Genomic DNA, 18,776 nt, shown 5'->3' with positions numbered 1-18,776 from the left:
CTCATCCCGTTTCCGAGGAGGCATCCTCATGGGTGCTACAGCAACGCCGGAGCGCACCGAAGCGCCCCCGGTGCACATTCTGTGGATCAACGCGGGCCTCAGCTGCGACGGTGACTCCGTCTCGCTGACCGCCGCGATGCAGCCGAGCATCGAGGAGATCGTCACCGGCGCCCTGCCCGGCCTGCCGAAGATCGAGGTGCACTGGCCGCTGATCGACTTCGAGTGCGGCCCCGCGCAGGGTGCCGACACCTTCATCGAGTGGTTCTTCAAGGCGGACCGCGGCGAGCTGGAGCCGTTCGTGCTGGTCGTCGAGGGGTCCATCCCGAACGAGTCGATCAAGAAGGAGGGCTACTGGTGCGGCTTCGGTGACGACCCCGCCACCGGGCAGCCCGTCACCACGAGCGAGTGGCTGGACCGGCTCGCGAACAAAGCCACGGCCGTGGTCGCGATCGGCACCTGCGCCACCTACGGCGGCATCCACGCGATGGCGGGGAACCCGACCGGGGCGATGGGCGTGCCCGACTACCTGGGCTGGAACTGGAAGTCCAAGGCCGGGCTGCCGATCGTCTGTGTCCCGGGCTGCCCGATCCAGCCGGACAACTTCGCCGAGACGCTGACCTACCTGCTCTACCAGCTGGCCGGCGCCGCACCGATGATCCCGCTGGACGACAAGCTGCGCCCCACCTGGCTGTTCGGCGCGACCGTACACGAGGGCTGCGACCGCGGCGGCTACTACGAGCAGGGTCAGTTCGCCACCGAGTACGGCTCACCGGAGTGCCTGGTGAAGCTCGGCTGCTGGGGTCCGGTGGTCAAGTGCAATGTTCCCAAACGCGGGTGGACCAACGGCATCGGCGGCTGCCCCAACGTCGGCGGCATCTGCATCGCCTGCACCATGCCGGGCTTCCCCGACAAGTTCATGCCGTTCATGGACGAGCCGCCCGGTAGCAAGGTGTCCGCCGGCGTGAGCAGCACCTACGGCGGCACGATCCGCTGGCTGCGCTCGATCACGGCCGCGACCGTGGACAAGGAGCCGAAGTGGCGCCGCACCGGCCGCAAGCTGACGACCGGCTACCGCGCGCCCTGGTGACAACCCGCGGCGCCGCACACGGGGTGACGTGTGCGGCGCCCTCTCCTGTTGGCAGAATCCGAAGGAAGGCACGACGAGGACGATGGCAGAGACGACGAGGACGGCCGGCGACGGCAGCGGCCTGGTGGAGATGTCCTGGGACCCGATCACCCGGATCGTGGGCAGCCTGGGCATCCACACGAAGATCGACTTCAAGCAGAAGCGGGTCGCCGAGTGCTACAGCACCTCGTCGGTCTTCCGCGGGTACAGCCTGTTCATGCGCGGCAAGGACCCGCGCGACGCGCACTTCATCACCAGCCGTATCTGCGGCATCTGCGGCGACAACCACGCGACCTGCTCGGTGTACACGCAGAACATGGCGTACGGGGTGAAGCCGCCGCACCTGGGCGAGTGGATCATCAACCTGGGCGAGTCAGCCGAGTACATGTTCGACCACAACATCTTCCAGGAGAACCTGGTCGGGGTCGACTACTGCGAGAAGATGGTCCGTGAGACCAACCCGGGCGTGCTGGAGCTCGCCGAGCGCACCGAGGCGCCGCACGCCGGCGACCACGGCTACCGGACCATCGCCGACATCATGCGCTCGCTCAACCCGATCGAGGGCGAGTTCTACCGCGAGGCGCTCCAGGTCAGCCGCTACACCCGGGAGATGTTCTGCCTGATGGAGGGTCGCCATGTGCACCCCTCCACGCTCTACGCCGGCGGGGTCGGCACGGTGGCCACCGTCCAGCTGTTCACCGACTACCTCACCCGGCTGACCCGCTACGTCGAGTTCATGAAGCGGGTGGTCCCGCTCCACGACGACCTCTTCGACTTCTTCTACCAGGCGCTGCCCGGCTACGAGGAGGTCGGCCGGCGCCGGGTCATGCTCGGCTGCTGGGGCGCGCTCAACGACCCCGACCACTGTGACTTCACCTACCGCAACATGACCGACTGGGGCCGGAAGATGTTCGTCACCCCGGGCATCATCGTCGACGGCAAGCTGGTCACCAACGACCTCACCGAGATCAACCTCGGCATCCGGATCCTGCTCGGCAGCTCCTACTACCAGGACTGGGAGGGCCAGGAGCAGTTCGTCACCCACGACCCGCTGGGCAACCCGATCGACCCCAGGCACCCGTGGAACCAGCACACCATCCCGGCGCCGCAGAAGCGGAACTTCGACGACAAGTACAGCTGGGTGATGTCGCCGCGCTGGTTCGACGGCAAGGAGTACCTGGCCCTGGACACCGGCGGCGGCCCGATCGCCCGGCTCTGGTCCACCGCCCTGTCCGGTCTGGTCGACATCGGCTACATCAAGGCCACCGGCCACAGCGTGCAGATCAACCTGCCGCGCACCATGACCAAGCCGGAGGTCACCTTCGAGTGGAAGATCCCCAAGTGGAGCAACGCACTCGAACGCAACCGGGCGCGCACCTACTTCCAGGCCTACAGCGCCGCCGCCGCGCTGTACTTCACCGAGAAGGCGCTGGACGAGGTCCGCGCCGGACGCACCCAGACCTGGGAGAAGTTCGAGGTGCCGGACGAGAGCATCGGCTGCGGCTTCACCGAGGCGGTCCGCGGCGTGCTCTCGCACCACCTGGTGATCCGCGACGGCAAGATCGCCAACTACCACCCCTACCCGCCGACCCCGTGGAACGCCAGCGTGCGCGACAGCTTCGGCACCCCGGGACCGTACGAGGACGCGGTGCAGAACACCCCCATCTTCGAGGAGAACAGCCCCGAGAACTTCAAGGGCATCGACATCATGCGTGCCGTGCGCAGTTTCGACCCCTGTCTGCCCTGCGGGGTGCACATGTACCTGGGCGGCGGGCGCACGGTGCAGAAGATGCACGTCCCCACCGGCCTGAGCGGGCTTGGCGGATGAGCGCGGAGCTGACCGGGCTGCGGGTCAAGGAGGTGCTGGACTCGCTCACCGCGTCGGGGCAGGCGGAGGCCGGCGAGGTGCTGGTTCGCGAGCTGATGGCCTTCTACAGCGCCGGACTCGCCCGGCTGGTGGAGCTGCTACCACCCGGCGTGCTGACCCCGCTGCTGGACGACCGCCTGGTGGCCGGGCTGCTGGCGCTGCACGACCTGCACCCCGAGGACGTCACCGCCCGGATCGCCCGGGCGGTGGCCGACTTCGCGGTGGAGGTGGTCGGATTCGACCGCGACAGCGGTGTTCTGGCACTTCGCAAGGTCTCCGGCTGCGGCTGCGGCTCATCGGCGATGGAGGACGTCGAGAGCGCGCTCTCCTGCCACGCTCCCGAGGTGACCGCCGTGGAGCTGGAGCGGCCCCCGGCGCCGCTGCTGCAGATCGGCGCCCGCCCGCCCGCCGCGGCGGAGGTCCGGTGAACGCGCGTCCGATCTCCCGGCCGGGCTCGGCGCTGCTGCGCCGGCTGCGCGAGCCAGCGCCGCCGCAACCCGAGCGGTGCGGATTCTGCGGGGTCCGGCTCCCGTCCGGCCACCGGCATGTGGTGGACACCGACGACCGTGCCCTCGCCTGCACCTGCCCGGCCTGCGCCATGCTGTTCGAGACTCCCGGTGCCGCCGAGGGCCGCTACCGGAAGGTCCCCGACCGCTATCTCATGGACCCCGCACACGAGTTGGGCCGGTCCGACTGGGAGTCGCTGCAGATCCCGGTGTCCACCGCCTTCTTCTTCCGCAACACGGCGCTGCGCCGGCTGATCGCGCTCTACCCCAGCCCGGCCGGTCCCACCGAGAGCGAACTCGACCCGCAGACCTGGGAGTTCACCCTCGGCCGCACCAGGCTGGCCGGCCTCCTCGAACCGGATGTGGAGGCGCTGCTGCTGCGCCGGACGACGGAGGGCCTGCAGTACTTCCTGGTGCCGATCGACGTCTGCTACGAGCTGGTCGGCCGGATGCGACTGCACTGGCAGGGCTTCGACGGCGGATCCCGGGCACGGGCCGAACTCGACTCGTTCTTCGCCCGGGTCGAGCAGCGCGCCCGGGTCCTGGCCCAGGAGGTGGCGTTGTGACCGGCCTGGCCTTCAGCTGCACCGGCGTCCGCGCCGATCCGTACGCAGCCGGCCCGACCCTGGTGTTCCGGCTGCGGATCGCGGCCGGCGAGGGCGTCCGGGTGCACGCCCTGGTGCTGCACTGCCAGTTGCGGATCGAACCCGCCCGCCGCTCGTACGGGCCGGGCGAGGCCGAGCGGCTGAAGGTGCTGTTCGGTGAGCGCAGCCGCTGGCCCGGCTCGGTCAACCCGGTCCAGCTGGCCCAGGTTTCGCTCACCGTCCCCGGGTTCACCGGGGAGACCGAGGCGGACCTGGTGGTGCCGTGCACCTACGACATGGACGTCGCCGCCGCCCGCTACTTCGACGCCCTGGCGGACGGCGAGGCACCGCTGCTGCTGCTGTTCTCCGGTACCGCGTTCGCCGGCCCCGGCGGCTTCCAGGTGCAGCCCGTGCCCTGGGACCGGGAGGCGTCCTGCCGGCTGCCGGTGCGGGTCTGGCGGGACATGATGGAGCAGCACTTCCCGGGGTGCGGCTGGATCCGGCTGCCGCGCACCAGCATGGACGCGTTGCTGGAGTACCGCTCCCGCCACGGGCTGCCGTCCTGGGAGGCCACGGTGGACGCGCTGCTGGCGGGCGCGGCCGCGGCCAGGGCCGAAGGGAGCCTGCGGTGAACGGGCCCACCCCTCCACCGGGCTTCGAGGCCGCCCACCGGATCGCGGACGCCGTCCTGTTCGAGGGCTATGTGCTCTACCCCTACCGGGCGTCGGCGGCCAAGAACCGCATGCGCTGGCAGTTCGGGGTGCTCGTCCCGCCGTCCTTCGCGGCAGCCGGCTCCGAACACTCCCACCAGCGCACCGAGTGCCTGATGGAACCACGCCGAGGTGCGCGGCTGACGGTCGAGCTGCGCTTCCTGCACGTCCAGCGGCGGACGGTGCAACGGCAGCGGGCCGACCGGGGGTTCGAGGAGGTGGACGAACTCGCCCTGTCCGACCGGGTGCTGGTGCCGTGGGACGAGGGAGTCCCGGAACGGCTCGAAGTCTCGTTCCCGGTGGATGAGTTGACCGTCGAGCGGGTCTCGGTCCCGTTCGACCTGCCGGCCTGCGAGGTGCAGGAGGTCGTGTACGAGAACGAACGGCCGGTGGGCCGTCTGACCCGGCGGCGGGAGCGGCTCGACGGCGTGCTGAACCTGTCGGCGGCGGAACTCCCCGGCCCTTACGGTGCGTTGCGGCTGACCGCCGTGGTGGAGAACAGCAGCGTCTGGACCCCGCCCGACGGCGCCGACCGCGAGTCGGCGCTGCGGCGTTCGCTGGTGGCGGCGCACCTGCTGCTGGGGCTCGATGCGGGTGCCTTCGTGTCGATGACCGATCCGCCGCAGTGGGCCGCGCCCGCCGTCACGCAGTGCCGCAACGAGCACACTTGGCCGGTACTGGCCGGGGCGGCGGGAGCGGCGGACGTGGTGCTCTCCTCCCCGATCATCCTCTCCGACCATCCGGAGATCGCGCCCGAGAGCCCGGGAGCGCTCTACGACGCCACCGAGATCGACGAGATCCTCACCCTGCGCACGGCAGCCCTGACCGAGCAGGAGAAGCGGGAGGCCCGCGGTACCGACGAGCTGGCCGGTGCCGTGATCGACCTCGCGGACTCGCTGCCTCCCGAGGTACTGGAGCGGTTGCACGGGGCGGTGCGCGGTCTGCGGGAGGTCACCTCGGCCGGGGTGACCTCCGCGGGGCCGGACGGGGACGGCTTCCCCGGGCCTTCGCCCGACACCCCCTGGTGGGATCCCGGGGCCGACCGGAGTGTCGATCCGGCCCTCGACCGGGTGGTGGTCGACGGCCGGTCGGTCGGGGCCGGCAGCCGGGTCGTCCTCAAGCCCGGGCGGCGGCGCACCGATGCGCAGGACCTGTTCCTGCACGGGCGGACGGCGCTGGTGGAGGCGGTCCTGCGGGACGTGGACGGCGCGGTCCACCTGGCCGTGACCATCGACGGTGACCCCGGCGCGGACCTCTGGCGGGCGCAGGGCCGCTTCCGGTACTTCCAGCCCGACGAAGTCACCCCGGTGGAGGACCTGTGAGCGGCCCGCACGCGCCTGGGACGACGGCAGATGCGTCGGCCGCGCCTGCCGCCACGACCGCGCCGTCAACAGCGGGCGAGCGGTGCCGGGTGCTGGTCGCGGGTGTCGGCAACATCTTCCTCGGGGATGACGGCTTCGGCGTCGAGACGGTGCGCCGGCTCGCCGCCCAGCCCCTGCCCGAGGGGGTGGAAGCCGTCGACTTCGGTGTGCGCGGGGTCCACCTGGCCTACCAACTCCTCGACGGCTACCGGACGTTGGTTCTGGTGGATGCGACCGAGCGGGGGGACCGGCCGGGGACGCTCTATCTGATCGAGGCGACCGGCGCGCATCCGGTCGAGCCCGGGTACTCCCTGCTGGACGGGCATCGGATGGGGCCGGACGCGGTGCTGGCGCTGATGACGACGCTCAGCGCCGGAACCGGGACCAGCCCGCCCGAACGGGTCCTGGTGGTCGGCTGCGAACCGGAGTCGGTGGACGAACGCCTCGGCCTCAGCCCGGTGGTGGCGGCCGCCGTCGACCGGGCGGTCGAGCTGGTCCTGCAGGTGGTACGGGACGGCGAGGCCCGGGGCCTCGGACGCCCGACCGGTGTCGGCGGCCCGGTGGCGGGCCGTGTAGAGAGGAAGGTGCCCTGATGCGGAAGATCGTTGTCGCGTGCATGGTCCTGGCAGGAGCCGGGCTGGCGCTGGCCGTCGCCCAGAACCTACCCGACATCAAGCGCTACCTGCAGATCAGGAGGATGTGACCGGCGGCCGGGCACCCGCACCGTGGTGCCGGGCCATTCCCGATCTCGCACTGTCGAGGGGCGCGGGGCACCGCGCGCGAAGCCGGACGCACCTCGGGGTGCGGCGGACCGCGCGGCCATCCGCGCCCCTCACTGCCGCACACCGCGCTTGCCGGGCTCGGGTAGGGCACGGATGCGCTCCGCCCGGGCGGGCGCCACCGGGTCGGGCGGTGTGGGGCGAATGGCGTAGTCGGGTGCGCGGCCACGGCGCGGCGGCCCGGGCGGATGGCCGGGCCGCCCTGTAATGGGTCACCGGAGCGAGGGGCGGCAGGCCCGCGACCGGGCGACGGGGAGAGGCCGATGCACGAGATGTCGATCGCGTTGGCCGTGGTGGAGCAGGTGGCCCGGGCCGCGCAACGGCACGGCGCCCGGACGGTCGAGTCCGTCCGGATCCAGGTCGGCGAGCTGGCCGGGGTGGTGCCCGAGGCTCTGGACTTCTGCTTCGAACTCGCCTGCGCGGACACCGTGGTGCGGGGCGCGAAGCTGCTGACCGAACCGGTCGCGGCCCGCGCCCGCTGCGGTGGGTGCGCCACCGAATGGCCCGTCGGCATGCCGCCCGACCTGTGCTGCCCCGGTTGCGGCGGCGCGCAGGCCGAGCTGCTGGCCGGTCGGGAACTGCAGATTCTGAGCGTGTGCTGGGCCGATGGTCCCGCGCCCGCCCCGACCCACCAGGAGGGTTGAACCCGTGTGCCGTGTCGTCGATCTCCAACAGGCGGTACTCGCCCGCAATGACGAGCAGGCGCGGGAGCTGCGCGCCGACCTGGCCGCGCGCGGCACGGTCGCCGTCAACCTGCTGTCCAGCCCCGGCAGCGGCAAGACCGCCCTGCTGGAGGCCGAGCTCGCGCTCGCCCGCGAGCGCGGGGTGCCGGTCGCGGCGCTGACCGCCGACCTGGCCACCGAGAACGACGCGGTGCGGCTCGCCCGCTCGGGGGTGCCGGTGAAGCAGGTGCTGACCGACGGGCTGTGCCATCTGGAGGCCGCGATGCTGCGCGGGCATCTGGAGGGCTGGCTTCCGGAGGGCACCCGGCTGCTGTTCGTGGAGAACGTGGGGAACTTGGTCTGCCCGGCCTCCTACGACCTCGGAGAGTCGCTGCGGGTCGCACTGGCCTCGGTGACGGAGGGCGAGGACAAGCCGCTGAAGTACCCCACGGCGTTCGGCCTGGCGAGCCTGGTGGTGGTGACCAAGACCGATCTGGCCGAGGCGGTGGGCTTCGACGAGGCCGCATTCCGCGCCAATGTGGCCCGGGTGAACCCGGGCGTGGAGATCCTGCTCACCGCAGCGCGGACCGGCGCGGGGACGGGCGCGCTGCTCGACCGCGCGCTCGCGGTACTGGACGGCGCCCCGGTGCACCGGCCGGTGCTGGCGGCCCGGCCCGCCCACTCGCACGGCCACGGCGACCACGGCGACCACGGCATGGTACTGGAGGGACGGTGACCGTGCCGGCGGAGACCGGCGCCGTGCAGCGCAGGCGGATCGCGGTCGAGGGGGTGGTCCAGGGGGTGGGCTTCCGGCCGTTCGTCTTCGGGCTGGCCACCGAGCTGGGGCTGGCCGGGCACGTCACCAACACCGGTGCGGGGGTACTCGCGGAGGTCGAGGGCAGCGCCGAGGCGGTGCGGGCGTTCTGCCGCCGGATCCGTTCCGACGCCCCGCCGCTGGCCGAGGTGCACACGCTGGCCCAGGAGGTGGTGGCCGCCACCGGCGCTCCCGGATTCGCGATCGTCGCCTCGCAGGACACCGGAACCCGACGGGCCGTCATCCCACCCGACACCGCCACCTGCGCGGACTGCCTGGTCGAGCTCGCCGACCCCGCCGACCGACGCTACCGGCACCCGTTCATCACCTGCACCAACTGCGGCCCGCGCTACACCATCGTCACCGGGCTGCCGTACGACCGGTCCAGGACCAGCATGGCCCGGTTCCCGATGTGCGCGGACTGCGCGCGCGAGTACGCCGATCCCGCCGACCGGCGGTTCCACGCCCAGCCGATCGCCTGCCACGCCTGCGGCCCCCGGCTCAACCTGATCGGGACCAGGGGCCGCAACCGCGCTTTCGGTGAGGACCCGATGACGGCGGCCCGGCGGCTGCTGGCGGACGGGGCGATCCTGGCGGTGAAGGGCATCGGCGGCTACCACCTGGCCTGCGACGCCACCGATCCGGCAGCCGTCGCGCTGCTGCGCCGCCGGAAGGCCAGGGGCGACAAGCCGTTCGCCGTGATGGCCGGCCGGATCTCGGACCTGGATGGGCTGGTGGAGCTGGGCGAGACGGAACGGCGCCTGCTCACCGGCGCGGTGCGGCCGATCGTACTGCTGCGCCGCAGGGCCGGCGGACCGGTGGCGGAGGCGGTCGCCCCGGGCAGTGCGGACCTGGGCGTGATGCTGCCCTACACACCGCTGCACCAGCTGCTGTTCGGGCTGCCCGGAGATCCGCCGGGACCCCGGCTGCTGGTGATGACCAGTGGCAATCTCTCCGGTGAGCCCATCGTCACCGACGACGGCGAGGCGCTTCAGCGGCTGGCGCCGCTGGCCGATGCCTGGCTGCTGCACGACCGTCCGATCCATGTCCCGTGCGACGACTCGGTGGTACGGGTCTGGCAAGGCGGGGAACTGCCGGTACGGCGTTCGCGCGGCTACGCGCCGCTGCCCATTGCGCTACCGCTGCCCGTGACGCCGGTGCTGGCGACGGGAGGCGACCTCAAGAACGCCTTCGCCCTGGCCGAGGGCCGCAGTGCCTGGCTGTCCGCCCATGTCGGCGACATGGACGATCTCTCCACGCTGCGGGCCTTCGAGCGGGCGGTGACCCATGTACGGGAACTGACCGGGGTGCGGCCCGAGCTGGTGGCGACCGACCGCCACCCCGGGTACCGCTCGGTGCAGTGGGCCCTGCGCCGGGCCCGCGCCGGCGAGCCGGGTACGGTACGGGTGCAGCACCACCATGCGCACATCGCCTCGGTGATGGCCGAGCACGGCCTGGACGGGAGCCGTCCGGTGATCGGAGTGGCCTTCGACGGGACCGGTTACGGCGACGACGGCGCGGTGTGGGGCGGCGAGGTGCTGCTGGCCGACTACGACTCCTACCGGCGCTTCGCGCACCTGGCCTATGTGGAGCTGCCCGGCGGGGACGCCGCGGTGGAGCGCCCGTACCGGATGGCGCTGGCGCATCTGCATGCCGCCGGGCTGCCGTGGTCGGCGGAGCTGCCGTGCGTGGCGGTCTGCCCGGAGCGTGAACTCCTCCTGCTGAAGCGCCAGTTGGACCGGAACCTGAACTGCGTGCCGACCTCCAGCATGGGCCGGCTGTTCGACGCGGTCTCCTCGCTGGCCGGAGTCTGCCACCGCTCGGGCTACGAGGCGCAGGCGGCGATGGAGTTGGAGGCGGCGGCGGCCTCGGTGAACGAGGTGGGCGAGGGCTACGGCTTCGAACTGACCGCCGGGGACGCGGAGTCGGGCGCGGCCGACTGGGTGGCCGATCCGCGCCCGGTACTGGCGGCCGCCGTCGCCGATCTGCGGGCGGGAGTCGGCCCGGAGGTGATCGGACTGCGGTTCCACCGGGCGGTGGCCGGGCTGGTGCACGCGCTGTGCGTCCGCGCCCGCCGGTCGCACGCGCTGGAGACGGTGGCGCTGAGCGGCGGGGTGTTCGCCAACACCCTGCTGCTCACCGACTGCGCCACGGCGCTGCGCCGGGACGGCTTCACCGTGCTGGTCCACCGGCAGGTGCCACCGAACGACGGCGGGCTGGCGCTGGGCCAGCTGATGGTGGCCGCACGGCCCCGGTAGCCGGGTCGGCGGAACAGGGCGGCTCGAGGCGAGGAGAGGCGGATGTGTCTGGCAGTGCCCGGAAGGGTGATGGAGATCGAGGAGCGGGAGGGAACCCGGATGGCCCGGGTCGACTTCGGCGGTGTGGTCAAGGACGTGTGCCTGGAGTACCTGCCTGACCTCCGGGAGGGTGAGTACGCGATCGTCCACGTGGGCTTCGCGTTGCAGCGGCTGGACGAGGAGTCGGCACGCAGGACGCTCGACCTGTTCGCCGAACTCGGCCTGCTGCAGGAGGAGTTCGGGGATGCCTGGGAAGCGGCGGAGGAGAGGCGGCAATGAAGTACCTGGAGGAGTTCCAGAATCCGGAGCTGGCGGGGCGCCTGCTCGCGGACATCCGCGCCACCGTGACCCGGCCGTGGGCGCTGATGGAGGTGTGCGGCGGGCAGACCCACAGCATCATCCGGCACGGGATCGACCAACTGCTGCCCGAAGAGGTGGAGTTGATCCACGGTCCGGGCTGTCCGGTGTGCGTCACCCCGCTGGAGATGATCGACCGGGCGCTGGCGATCGCCGCCCGGCCAGAGGTGATCTTCTGCTCCTTCGGCGACATGCTGCGGGTGCCGGGCTCCGAGCGGGACCTGTTCCGGGTGCGCGGCGAGGGCGGGGACGTCCGGGTGGTCTACTCGCCGTTGGACGCGCTGCGGATCGCGCAGGAGAACCCCCAGCGCGAGGTGGTCTTCTTCGGGATCGGCTTCGAGACCACCGCTCCGCCGAACGCGATGACGGTCTACCAGGCGAAGAAGCTCGGCATCCGCAACTTCAGCCTGCTGGTCTCGCACGTCCGGGTGCCACCGGCCATCGAGGCGATCATGCGATCACCGGACTGCCGGGTGCAGGGCTTCCTCGCCGCGGGCCATGTGTGCAGCGTGATGGGGATCGACGAGTACCCGGAACTGGCTGCCCGCCACCGGGTGCCGATCGTGGTCACCGGGTTCGAGCCACTGGACATCCTGGAGGGCATCCGGCGCACGGTGCGGCAGTTGGAGCGCGGCGAGCACGTGGTGGACAACGCCTACCCGCGTGCCGTTCGGCCCGAGGGCAATCCGGCCGCGAAGGCGATGCTCGCGGACGTCTTCGAGGTCACCGACCGGGCGTGGCGCGGCATCGGGGTCATTCCGGCCAGCGGGTGGCGGCTGTCGCCGCGCTACCGCGACCAGGATGCCGAGCACCGCTTCCCGGTGTCGGACATCACCCCGTGCGAGCCCGCGCAGTGCCGGAGCGGCGAGGTGCTGCAGGGGCAACTGAAGCCCAGCGAGTGCGAGGCGTTCGGCACGGTGTGCACGCCGCGCACCCCGCTCGGGGCGACGATGGTCTCCAGCGAGGGGGCGTGCGCCGCGTACTACCTGTACCGCAGGCTCAGCGGTCCGGCCTCCGTCTCCGGTCCGGCCTCCGGCTCCGTTTCCGGTCCGGCCTCGGGCTCGGTCTCGGGGTCGGTCTCCGGCTCGCAGGAGGTGAGCACCGTTGCGTGAGGCGACCGGTGCGGTCGGGAGTGCGCCGGACTTCTCCGGCTGGAGCTGTCCACTGCCGCTGCGCGACCATCCGCGGGTGGTGATGGGGCACGGCGGTGGCGGTGCGCTCTCCGCCGAGCTGGTGCAGCACGTCTTCGCCCCGGCCTTCGGCGGGCCGGTGCTGGCCGGGCTCGGCGACTCGGCCGCGGTGACCTTGGGCGGGGCCCGGATCGCCTTCTCCACCGACTCCTTCGTGGTCCGCCCGCTGTTCTTCCCCGGCGGCAGCATCGGGGACCTGGCGGTCAACGGGACGGTCAACGACCTTGCCATGAGCGGGGCCAAGGCGGCTTATCTGTCTTGCGGGTTCATCCTGGAGGAGGGCGTGGAGACGGCGGTGGTCGCCCGGGTGGCGCAGGCACTCGGGGCGGCGGCCCGCGCGGCCGGGGTCGAGGTTGTGACCGGTGACACCAAGGTGGTGGAGGCCGGGCACGGCGACGGCGTCTACCTCAACACCGCCGGGATCGGGCAGATCCCGGCCGGGGTCGACATCCGGCCACAACGAGCGGTACCGGGCGACGTGGTGATCGTCAGCGGCGACCTCGGGGTGCACGGGATCGCGGTGATGAGCGTGCGCGAGGGCTTGGAGTTCGACGTGGAGATCGAGAGCGACTGCGCCGCGCTCGGCGGGCTGGTCGAGACGATGCTCGCGGTCACGCCCGAGCTGCACGTGCTGCGCGATCCCACCCGGGGCGGGCTCGGGGCGGCGCTCAACGAGATCGCCGCGGCGGCCGGCGTGGGAGTGGTGATCCAGGAGCGCGCGATTCCGGTGCCGGCGCCGGTGGCGAGCGCCTGTGCCCTCCTCGGCCTCGACCCGCTGTATGTCGCCAATGAGGGCAAGCTGGTGGCGTTCGTGCCGCGTGAGCACGCGGATGCGGTGCTGGACGCGATGCTGGCGCACCCGCTGGGTGCGCGGGCCGCCGTCATCGGCGAGTGCGTGGCCGATCACCCCGGGATGGTGGTGTCCCGCACCGGCCTGGGCGGCACCAGAGTGGTGGACCTGCCCGTGGGGGAGCAACTGCCGCGGATCTGCTGAGGGTTGCCGCGCGGTTGCTCGCTCGCCGAGCAGCCGCGCGGGTGTCCGTTCACCGGCACAGGGTGCGCTCGGCCGTCGTGGCGATCCGCTCGGCGACGCGGTCGACCGGGAGGGAGCGGCCGGTGTACAGCAGGTCGAAGCTGTCGAAGCCGGTCAGCATCCAGAGCAGGTCCGCAGCCTCCTCAGTGGTGACGTCGGGGCGCAGCTGGCCCTGGTCCGCCAGCCGCATCGCGCGGTAGTAGGCCCCCGCCGCCCGCCCCTGCTCGATGCGCTGGACGGCGCCGCCGACCGCGTCCGCGCTGAGCATCGCCATCGAGTACAGCGCGCGCAGCACGTCCCGGTGGGCGGCGTACATCGTCATCACGCCGTGGATTCCACCGCGCAGGCCCTCGCGGGCGTTCGGGTGGGCCGTCGCCTCCAGCATCCGGGAGAACCCGCCGCGCTCCAGGAGGTCTTCGGCGAAAGCGGCGAACAGGCCTCCGCGCGAGCCGAACACCAGGTAGACGGTCGAGCGGGAGACACGGGCGAGTCGGGCGACCTTGTCCAGAGCGACCGGCTCGGCCGGGGCCTCGCGGAGGCAGGTGTACACCGCGTCGAGGATGCGGCGCCGGGTCTCCTCCGAGGCTTCGGCTCTCAGGCGTTGGTCGTATTTACGAGTAGCCATGGGCGCTGATCCTACAATCCCTTGACAGTCAGTCCGATGAAAGACAGGCTGTCCAGTGAAAATCGGGGGAGGGGCGCGATGCGGCCAAGCGCACTGCGGCGCATGGTGGTTGAGCGGGAGTCCGAGCTGCCCTCGGCCGTGGTTCACGGCCGGCGCCGGGCCCTCCCCTGCCCGTCGAGAGCCCTCGGGGTTTTCCGGGTTCCCTATGTCCGAAAATCGGACACTCAGATCACTCGTTTGACGTAACGTCGGATCTGAACTTCCATGCAAACGCAAGGAGTCATCCCATGCGCGTCCTGTTCACCGCTCCGGCTGCGGCCGGGCACATCTTCCCGATGGTTCCGACCGCGCAGGCCCTGCGCTCGGCCGGGCACCAGGTCCTGTTCGCCGGCTCGGCCCCGCTGGAGACGCTGTGCAACACCGGACTGCCGGTGGTCGAGATCGGCGACGGCACCGGCATCGGCGAGGCCTTCCAGCGGATCACCAAGGACGAGCCGAGGTACGTCGCCAAGGACCGCACCCAGGAGGAGATACTCGAACTCGCCGCCCTCGGCTTCGCCGAGCACGGCCGGGTCGCCATCGACGGACTGCTGCGGGTCGCCACCGAGTGGCGCCCGGACATCATGGTCATGGAGCCCTTCGCATCCGCCGCCCCACTGGTCGCGGCCAAGCTGGGCATACCGACCCTGGTCCACAACTTCGGCGTGATGCCCGGCCTTCCGATGCTCGACCGGCTCGCCGAGATCCTCTCCGCCGAGTACCAGGCCCACTCGGTGGCCGGTCCCGGCGAGCGCACCGTGATCGACGTGGTACCGGCCTCGCTCGGCGGTGACGGCGGCGGCTGGCGGGTCCGCTACGTCCCCTTCAACGGCGGCGGTGTCGTTCCCTCCGATCTCGTCGGCCGCAGTGAGCGGCGCCGGATCGCGGTCACCCTGGGCACGGTGCTCACCGAGTACGCCGGTGTCAACCCGATCGCCTGGCTCACCGAGCAGGCCGCCGAGGTCGACGCGGACTTCCTGCTCGCCGTCGGCAGCGCCGACCTGAGCCCGCTGGGCACCCTGCCCGACAACATCCGTCCGCTCCCGTGGACGCCGCTGGCCGAGCTCCTCGACGTCAGCGACGCCGTGATCCACCACGGCGGTTCCGGGACCATGCTCACCGCCGCCGTCGCCGGCGTGCCGCAGCTGATCCTGCCGCAGGGCGCCGACCACTTCATCAACGTGGACGCCGCCGTGGCCAAGGGGTACGGGCTGCGTTCGGACAGCGACTCGGTGGACGCCACGCTGCTCACCCGGCTGCTCGACGACAAGACCCTGCGCGACGCGGCTGCCGCCCTGCAGGACGAGATCGACGAACTGCCGTCGCCGGCAGCCCTGGTCGGCGACTTCGAGCGGCTGTACCGCGAGACCCGCTGAGCACCGCCCGATCCGTCACGTCCGCCGAGGGGCGCGGGAACCAGCATGACCGCACATCTCCGAGGTGCGTGGTCGCCCACGCTGGTCCGCGCGCCGCTCAGCGGTGTTCCTGCACCCGACAGTGGGCTCGGCGAACTCCTCGATCAGCGGCGAGGCACGCGTCCCGCACCAGGCGAGGCGGACCTGGTGCGGGGCGACACCGGTGATCGGGAGGTGCACGATCTCGGGGCGCGGGCGGGCGGGCGCGGTCGAACGGCGGCCCCGGTACAGCAGCGGCACACCCAACTCCGCTCCCCGCTCTGAGTGTCCATGCGGAGCCGGCCCCGGGCTCGTGGGCAGCAGCAGAGCCGGAGTCCAGTGGAAGGCTGAACGAATGTCGTGATTTTTGTGTGATGCACCGGATGCGGGCTTGTTATCCAGGTGATGATCCCTCTAATCTCCCTGCAGTTCGCCGTTGCGGACTCCCGGACGCAGTACGCCGAGTCCTGCCCATTCGCGCTCCGGGACATCGAGCACACCCTGGGCAGGAGCGGGGGAACCAGGTCAGTCGCCGTCCCCCACGGCTTGGGGTGAAGCCGCGTACCCACGCGGCCGGGCCACCTCCCGGTCCGAACCCGACAGCTCACCTCGTAGGCGTACGGAGAGGAATGTTCCGTGGTCTTTTCCGGCTCTGGCCGCCACCGCCGTCCCACCCAGGCCGACCGCGCCATCGCCGCCGCCGGCGTGGCGAGCGTGGGTCTGGCGCTCCCGCTGCTCACCGCTTCCGGGGCACACGCCGCGCCCGTCAAGACCTGGGACGCCGTGGCCCAGTGCGAAACCGGCGGCAACTGGAGCGCTGACGACGGCCAGGGCCACTACGGCGGCCTCGGTCTGACGCAGCGCGCCTGGGTCTCGCACGGTGGCGACAAGTACGCCGCCGAGCCCGACCACGCCACCAGGAGCCAGCAGATAGCCGTGGCCGAGCGGGTCCTCGAAGACTCCGGCACCGGCCTCTGGCCCAACTGCGCCGCGCAGGCCGGTCTGACCGATCAGGGCGGCAAGGGCGGCCGGCACGATGACGGTGACAAGGGCCGTCAGAACGATGACGGCGACAAGGCCGGTACCGCGCCCGGTTCGCAGGCTTCGGCCACGCCCACGCCGGCCCCCGCGCCTGACGCCCCGGCGGCCGCCCCCACTCCGAGCGTGCCTTCCGCCGACACCACTCCGCCCGGCACCCCAGCTCCGACCTTCCCCGGCCGCGCGGGCTACGACCCGGCCGCCGGCGTGTACTGGTACCAGGACAACGGCGTCTGGCACTGGACCGTCCAGCACGACATCTACATCAAGCACATGGACAGCGCGGCGGCCACCGCCCAGCCGAGCGCCGGCACCGACACCACCTCGCCGAGCCCGGCGGCTCCGGGCACCTCGCAGCCGGCGCAGCCGGGCGTCCCGACGACGGGGGCCACCCCCTCGATGCCGGCGACCGGCACCCCCGCCCCCGGCTCCGCGACCGGTACCCCGCAGCTTCCGGGCACACCCACCGCGGGTTCCGGCGCCGCCGCCGCGCCCGTGACGCCGGCCTCCCCCGCCGCGCCCGCCCAGCCGTCGGCCCCCTCGACTGCGAACACCCCGGCCGCCCCGCAGACCTACACCGTCGAGCGTGGCGACACCCTCTCCGCTATCGCCGAGTCGCACAAGCTCACCGGATGGCAGCACCTCTACGAGGAGAACAAGGCGCTCATCGGCGCCAACCCCGATCTGATCCTCCCCGGCCAGTCGCTGCACCTGCAGCAGCACTGACCCCCCGGAGCGCCCCGCACCGGAGTTGACGGCTCAGGACGTCGGCTCCACTGCGGGGCGCTCCGGTCGTCCGGGTCGGCGGGCTGCCCGAAGGAGGCACCCGATCCGGCCGATGAGGTCACTCTCCAACTCATCGCCGGTGGACGGACTCGCCGTCCTCGGGATAGCGCCGAGCGCTGGTGGCACCCTGTGCTGATGACGCCCGTGGCCGTCCGGCGCGGCCGTCTCACCGGCCGAGCCGCCACCAGGGCACCGCTCGCCTGCAGCCACCACTCCCCGCACGGGAGTTGCTCGTCCCGGCGGCCCCCGGCCTGCGGAGGCTCGGCCCCGCTCAGTCCCACCAGAACATCCAGTGGCGGCGGCTCCATGCGCCCTACTCCGCGTACTCGCGTATCGCTCCGTGCCCCTGCCGGATGTTGTCCGGGCAGAAGGCGAAGTGCTCGGCGGCGACGGCGAGCGCGTCCTCGATCATGCGCGGCGGTGCGGCGACGGAGACGATTCCCTGGTCGAAGCGGAGGGCGATCAGCCGTGTGCCGAAGCGATCCTCCAGAAATCGGCATTCCGCTACCAAGGCAGACCACGCTCCAGCCTCGAATGGTCACTTAACGTGATAGCTTGATCACGCTTGGGCTGGGCGATGGCCGGGCTTCGGGCCGGCCTACTGCTGGGCTGACGGTAAGTCAGGTCTGTGGCGCCGATGTAGGACCGATGGGCGGCACACCGCCCCTGCCGGCAATCCAGATCGGCAACCGGTCGTGAAGTGGGAAGCCCGACCCGCGGGGGTTGGAGCCGTCCGGCTTCAGCCGGAGGAGGATGTCAAGGGAGTGGATACGAGCATGGGACAGCTGGATGAGAAGGTAGCGCTGGTGACCGGTGGCTCGACCGGGATCGGTCTGGCCATCGCCCGGCGGTTCGCTGCCGAAGGCGCCACCGTCTACCTCACCGGACGGCGCAAGGCCACCCTGGACGCGGCCGTGCAGGTCGTCGGCGAACGGGGCATCGGCATCCAGAGTGATGTGTCGAATCTGGACGATCTCGACCGGCTCTTCGCAACGATCGAGGAGCGAAGGGGACGGCTGGACGTCGTCGTCGCCAATGCGGGATTCGCTGAGATCGCCCGACTGGGGGAGATCACCGAAGAGCACTACGACAAGACGTTCGACATCAACGTCAAGGGGGCGATCTTCACCGTCCAGAAGGCACTGCCCCTGATGCCGGACGGCGCCTCGGTGATCGTGCTCTCCTCCACCAACGCCTCGATGGGCATCGAGGGGATGACCACCTACGGCGCCACCAAAGCCGCCAACCGCAACTTCGCGCGCACCTGGGCCGCCGAGCTCGCCGGCCGCGGCATCCGGGTCAACGCCCTCAGTCCCGGCCCGATCGAGACCCCCGGCATCCGCGGCCTCTCGGCGCAGGGTGACCGGCAACTGGCGGACTCCCTCGCGGCCATGCTTCCGCTCGGTCGGATCGGACGTCCCGAGGAAGTCGCCGCTGCAGCCGTCTTCCTTGCCTCGGACCAGAGTTCCTTCACCACCGGAGCAGAGCTCTTCGTCGACGGCGGCCTCAACCAGGTCTGATCGCCGTCGAGTTGTGGGCAGGTGCGGTCCATGACGAGCGCTACGCCCTGATCGCTCGGCTCTGAACCGCCGCCTCCGCGCGGCCGCC

The 18,776-nt window shown here is 71.7% G+C and carries 19 protein-coding genes and 1 riboswitch; of the genes, 17 read left to right on the top strand and 2 right to left on the bottom strand.

Going from position 1 to position 18,776, the window contains the following annotated elements; all coding sequences use genetic code 11:
- The first annotated feature begins 28 nt into the window (after positions 1-28).
- The 14 genes from ABD369_RS19300 (at position 29) to hypE (ending at position 13,247) form a co-directional block, all read left to right on the top strand.
- On the top strand, positions 29-1,087 hold the full coding sequence (locus tag ABD369_RS19300) for an NADH-quinone oxidoreductase subunit B family protein (RefSeq protein ID WP_344637683.1): 1,059 nt from the start codon (positions 29-31) through the stop codon (positions 1,085-1,087).
- Between the two features lie 82 nt (positions 1,088-1,169).
- Complete coding sequence (locus ABD369_RS19295) at positions 1,170-2,954, top strand: nickel-dependent hydrogenase large subunit (RefSeq protein ID WP_344637682.1); 1,785 nt, start codon at positions 1,170-1,172, stop codon at positions 2,952-2,954.
- Complete coding sequence (locus tag ABD369_RS19290; protein WP_344637681.1) at positions 2,951-3,421, top strand: thioredoxin; 471 nt, start codon at positions 2,951-2,953, stop codon at positions 3,419-3,421. The genes ABD369_RS19295 and ABD369_RS19290 overlap by 4 nt, the downstream gene beginning before the upstream one ends.
- Positions 3,418-4,065 carry a DUF5947 family protein gene (locus ABD369_RS19285; RefSeq protein ID WP_344637680.1) on the top strand — a complete coding sequence of 216 codons (648 nt, stop codon included), beginning with the start codon at positions 3,418-3,420 and terminating at the stop codon, positions 4,063-4,065. The genes ABD369_RS19290 and ABD369_RS19285 overlap by 4 nt, the downstream gene beginning before the upstream one ends.
- The gene (locus tag ABD369_RS19280) at positions 4,062-4,715 is read left to right on the top strand and encodes a DUF6084 family protein (RefSeq protein ID WP_344637679.1); all 654 of its coding nucleotides are present in this window, start codon (positions 4,062-4,064) and stop codon (positions 4,713-4,715) included. The genes ABD369_RS19285 and ABD369_RS19280 overlap by 4 nt, the downstream gene beginning before the upstream one ends.
- Positions 4,712-6,115: a hypothetical protein gene (locus ABD369_RS19275; RefSeq protein ID WP_344637678.1), complete on the top strand. Its 1,404-nt coding sequence runs from the start codon at positions 4,712-4,714 to the stop codon at positions 6,113-6,115. Before ABD369_RS19280 ends, ABD369_RS19275 begins: the two co-directional genes overlap by 4 nt.
- 89 nt (positions 6,116-6,204) lie before the next feature.
- On the top strand, positions 6,205-6,747 hold the full coding sequence (locus tag ABD369_RS19270; protein ID WP_344637725.1) for a hydrogenase maturation protease: 543 nt from the start codon (positions 6,205-6,207) through the stop codon (positions 6,745-6,747).
- Complete coding sequence (locus ABD369_RS41175; protein WP_425557667.1) at positions 6,747-6,857, top strand: DUF6893 family small protein; 111 nt, start codon at positions 6,747-6,749, stop codon at positions 6,855-6,857. Before ABD369_RS19270 ends, ABD369_RS41175 begins: the two co-directional genes overlap by 1 nt.
- A gap of 339 nt (positions 6,858-7,196) precedes the next feature.
- Entirely contained in the window at positions 7,197-7,577 is a 381-nt protein-coding gene (hypA, locus tag ABD369_RS19265) for a hydrogenase maturation nickel metallochaperone HypA (protein WP_344637677.1), read from the top strand.
- Positions 7,578-7,581: 4 nt separating this feature from the next.
- Positions 7,582-8,331: a hydrogenase nickel incorporation protein HypB gene (hypB, locus tag ABD369_RS19260; protein WP_344637676.1), complete on the top strand. Its 750-nt coding sequence runs from the start codon at positions 7,582-7,584 to the stop codon at positions 8,329-8,331.
- A complete protein-coding gene (gene hypF / locus ABD369_RS19255; RefSeq protein WP_344637675.1) occupies positions 8,328-10,667 on the top strand; it encodes a carbamoyltransferase HypF in 2,340 nt (779 codons plus the stop codon). The genes hypB and hypF overlap by 4 nt, the downstream gene beginning before the upstream one ends.
- 42 nt (positions 10,668-10,709) lie before the next feature.
- Positions 10,710-10,985: a HypC/HybG/HupF family hydrogenase formation chaperone gene (locus ABD369_RS19250; protein ID WP_344637674.1), complete on the top strand. Its 276-nt coding sequence runs from the start codon at positions 10,710-10,712 to the stop codon at positions 10,983-10,985.
- The gene (gene hypD / locus ABD369_RS19245; RefSeq protein ID WP_344637673.1) at positions 10,982-12,175 is read left to right on the top strand and encodes a hydrogenase formation protein HypD; all 1,194 of its coding nucleotides are present in this window, start codon (positions 10,982-10,984) and stop codon (positions 12,173-12,175) included. The genes ABD369_RS19250 and hypD overlap by 4 nt, the downstream gene beginning before the upstream one ends.
- An 82-nt stretch (positions 12,176-12,257) precedes the next feature.
- Entirely contained in the window at positions 12,258-13,247 is a 990-nt protein-coding gene (gene hypE, locus ABD369_RS19240; RefSeq protein ID WP_344637724.1) for a hydrogenase expression/formation protein HypE, read from the top strand.
- Positions 13,248-13,296: 49 nt separating this feature from the next.
- On the opposite strand, the gene ABD369_RS19235 is transcribed toward hypE, so the two are convergent.
- Entirely contained in the window at positions 13,297-13,911 is a 615-nt protein-coding gene (locus ABD369_RS19235) for a TetR/AcrR family transcriptional regulator (protein WP_344637672.1), read from the bottom strand.
- 287 nt (positions 13,912-14,198) lie between these two features.
- Between ABD369_RS19235 and ABD369_RS19230 the strand changes: the two genes are divergently transcribed.
- Positions 14,199-15,326 carry a nucleotide disphospho-sugar-binding domain-containing protein gene (locus ABD369_RS19230; protein WP_344637671.1) on the top strand — a complete coding sequence of 376 codons (1,128 nt, stop codon included), beginning with the start codon at positions 14,199-14,201 and terminating at the stop codon, positions 15,324-15,326.
- A 505-nt stretch (positions 15,327-15,831) separates the two neighbouring features.
- A riboswitch (cyclic di-AMP (ydaO/yuaA leader) is annotated at positions 15,832-15,976 on the top strand.
- Between the two features lie 4 nt (positions 15,977-15,980).
- Positions 15,981-17,108, top strand: coding sequence for a transglycosylase family protein (locus ABD369_RS19225; RefSeq protein ID WP_344637670.1), 1,128 nt, complete (start codon positions 15,981-15,983; stop codon positions 17,106-17,108).
- A 373-nt stretch (positions 17,109-17,481) separates the two neighbouring features.
- Here ABD369_RS19225 and ABD369_RS19220 read toward each other — a convergent pair whose 3' ends face one another.
- Entirely contained in the window at positions 17,482-17,679 is a 198-nt protein-coding gene (locus ABD369_RS19220) for a DUF4253 domain-containing protein (RefSeq protein WP_344637669.1), read from the bottom strand.
- Between the two features lie 265 nt (positions 17,680-17,944).
- Between ABD369_RS19220 and ABD369_RS19215 the strand changes: the two genes are divergently transcribed.
- Positions 17,945-18,688, top strand: coding sequence for an SDR family NAD(P)-dependent oxidoreductase (locus ABD369_RS19215; protein ID WP_344637668.1), 744 nt, complete (start codon positions 17,945-17,947; stop codon positions 18,686-18,688).
- Positions 18,689-18,776 lie beyond the last annotated feature (88 nt).

The sequence above is a fragment of the Kitasatospora cystarginea genome, assembly GCF_039533515.1.
GTDB lineage: Bacteria > Actinomycetota > Actinomycetes > Streptomycetales > Streptomycetaceae > Kitasatospora > Kitasatospora cystarginea.
This window is presented reverse-complemented; position numbering and strand designations above follow the sequence as displayed.

What these genes read in the sequence shown, in the direction of transcription:
- ABD369_RS19300 (WP_344637683.1), top strand. Translation starts at nt 29, where the DNA reads ATGGGTGCTACAGCAACGCCGGAGCGCACCGAAGCGCCCCCGGTGCAC.
- ABD369_RS19295 (WP_344637682.1), top strand. Translation starts at nt 1,170, where the DNA reads ATGGCAGAGACGACGAGGACGGCCGGCGACGGCAGCGGCCTGGTGGAG.
- ABD369_RS19290 (WP_344637681.1), top strand. Translation starts at nt 2,951, where the DNA reads ATGAGCGCGGAGCTGACCGGGCTGCGGGTCAAGGAGGTGCTGGACTCG.
- ABD369_RS41175 (WP_425557667.1), top strand. Translation starts at nt 6,747, where the DNA reads ATGCGGAAGATCGTTGTCGCGTGCATGGTCCTGGCAGGAGCCGGGCTG.
- hypA (WP_344637677.1), top strand. Translation starts at nt 7,197, where the DNA reads ATGCACGAGATGTCGATCGCGTTGGCCGTGGTGGAGCAGGTGGCCCGG.
- ABD369_RS19250 (WP_344637674.1), top strand. Translation starts at nt 10,710, where the DNA reads ATGTGTCTGGCAGTGCCCGGAAGGGTGATGGAGATCGAGGAGCGGGAG.
- hypD (WP_344637673.1), top strand. Translation starts at nt 10,982, where the DNA reads ATGAAGTACCTGGAGGAGTTCCAGAATCCGGAGCTGGCGGGGCGCCTG.
- hypE (WP_344637724.1), top strand. Translation starts at nt 12,258, where the DNA reads ATGGGGCACGGCGGTGGCGGTGCGCTCTCCGCCGAGCTGGTGCAGCAC.
- ABD369_RS19235 (WP_344637672.1), bottom strand. Translation starts at nt 13,911, where the DNA reads ATGGCTACTCGTAAATACGACCAACGCCTGAGAGCCGAAGCCTCGGAG.
- ABD369_RS19230 (WP_344637671.1), top strand. Translation starts at nt 14,199, where the DNA reads ATGCGCGTCCTGTTCACCGCTCCGGCTGCGGCCGGGCACATCTTCCCG.
- ABD369_RS19215 (WP_344637668.1), top strand. Translation starts at nt 17,945, where the DNA reads ATGGGACAGCTGGATGAGAAGGTAGCGCTGGTGACCGGTGGCTCGACC.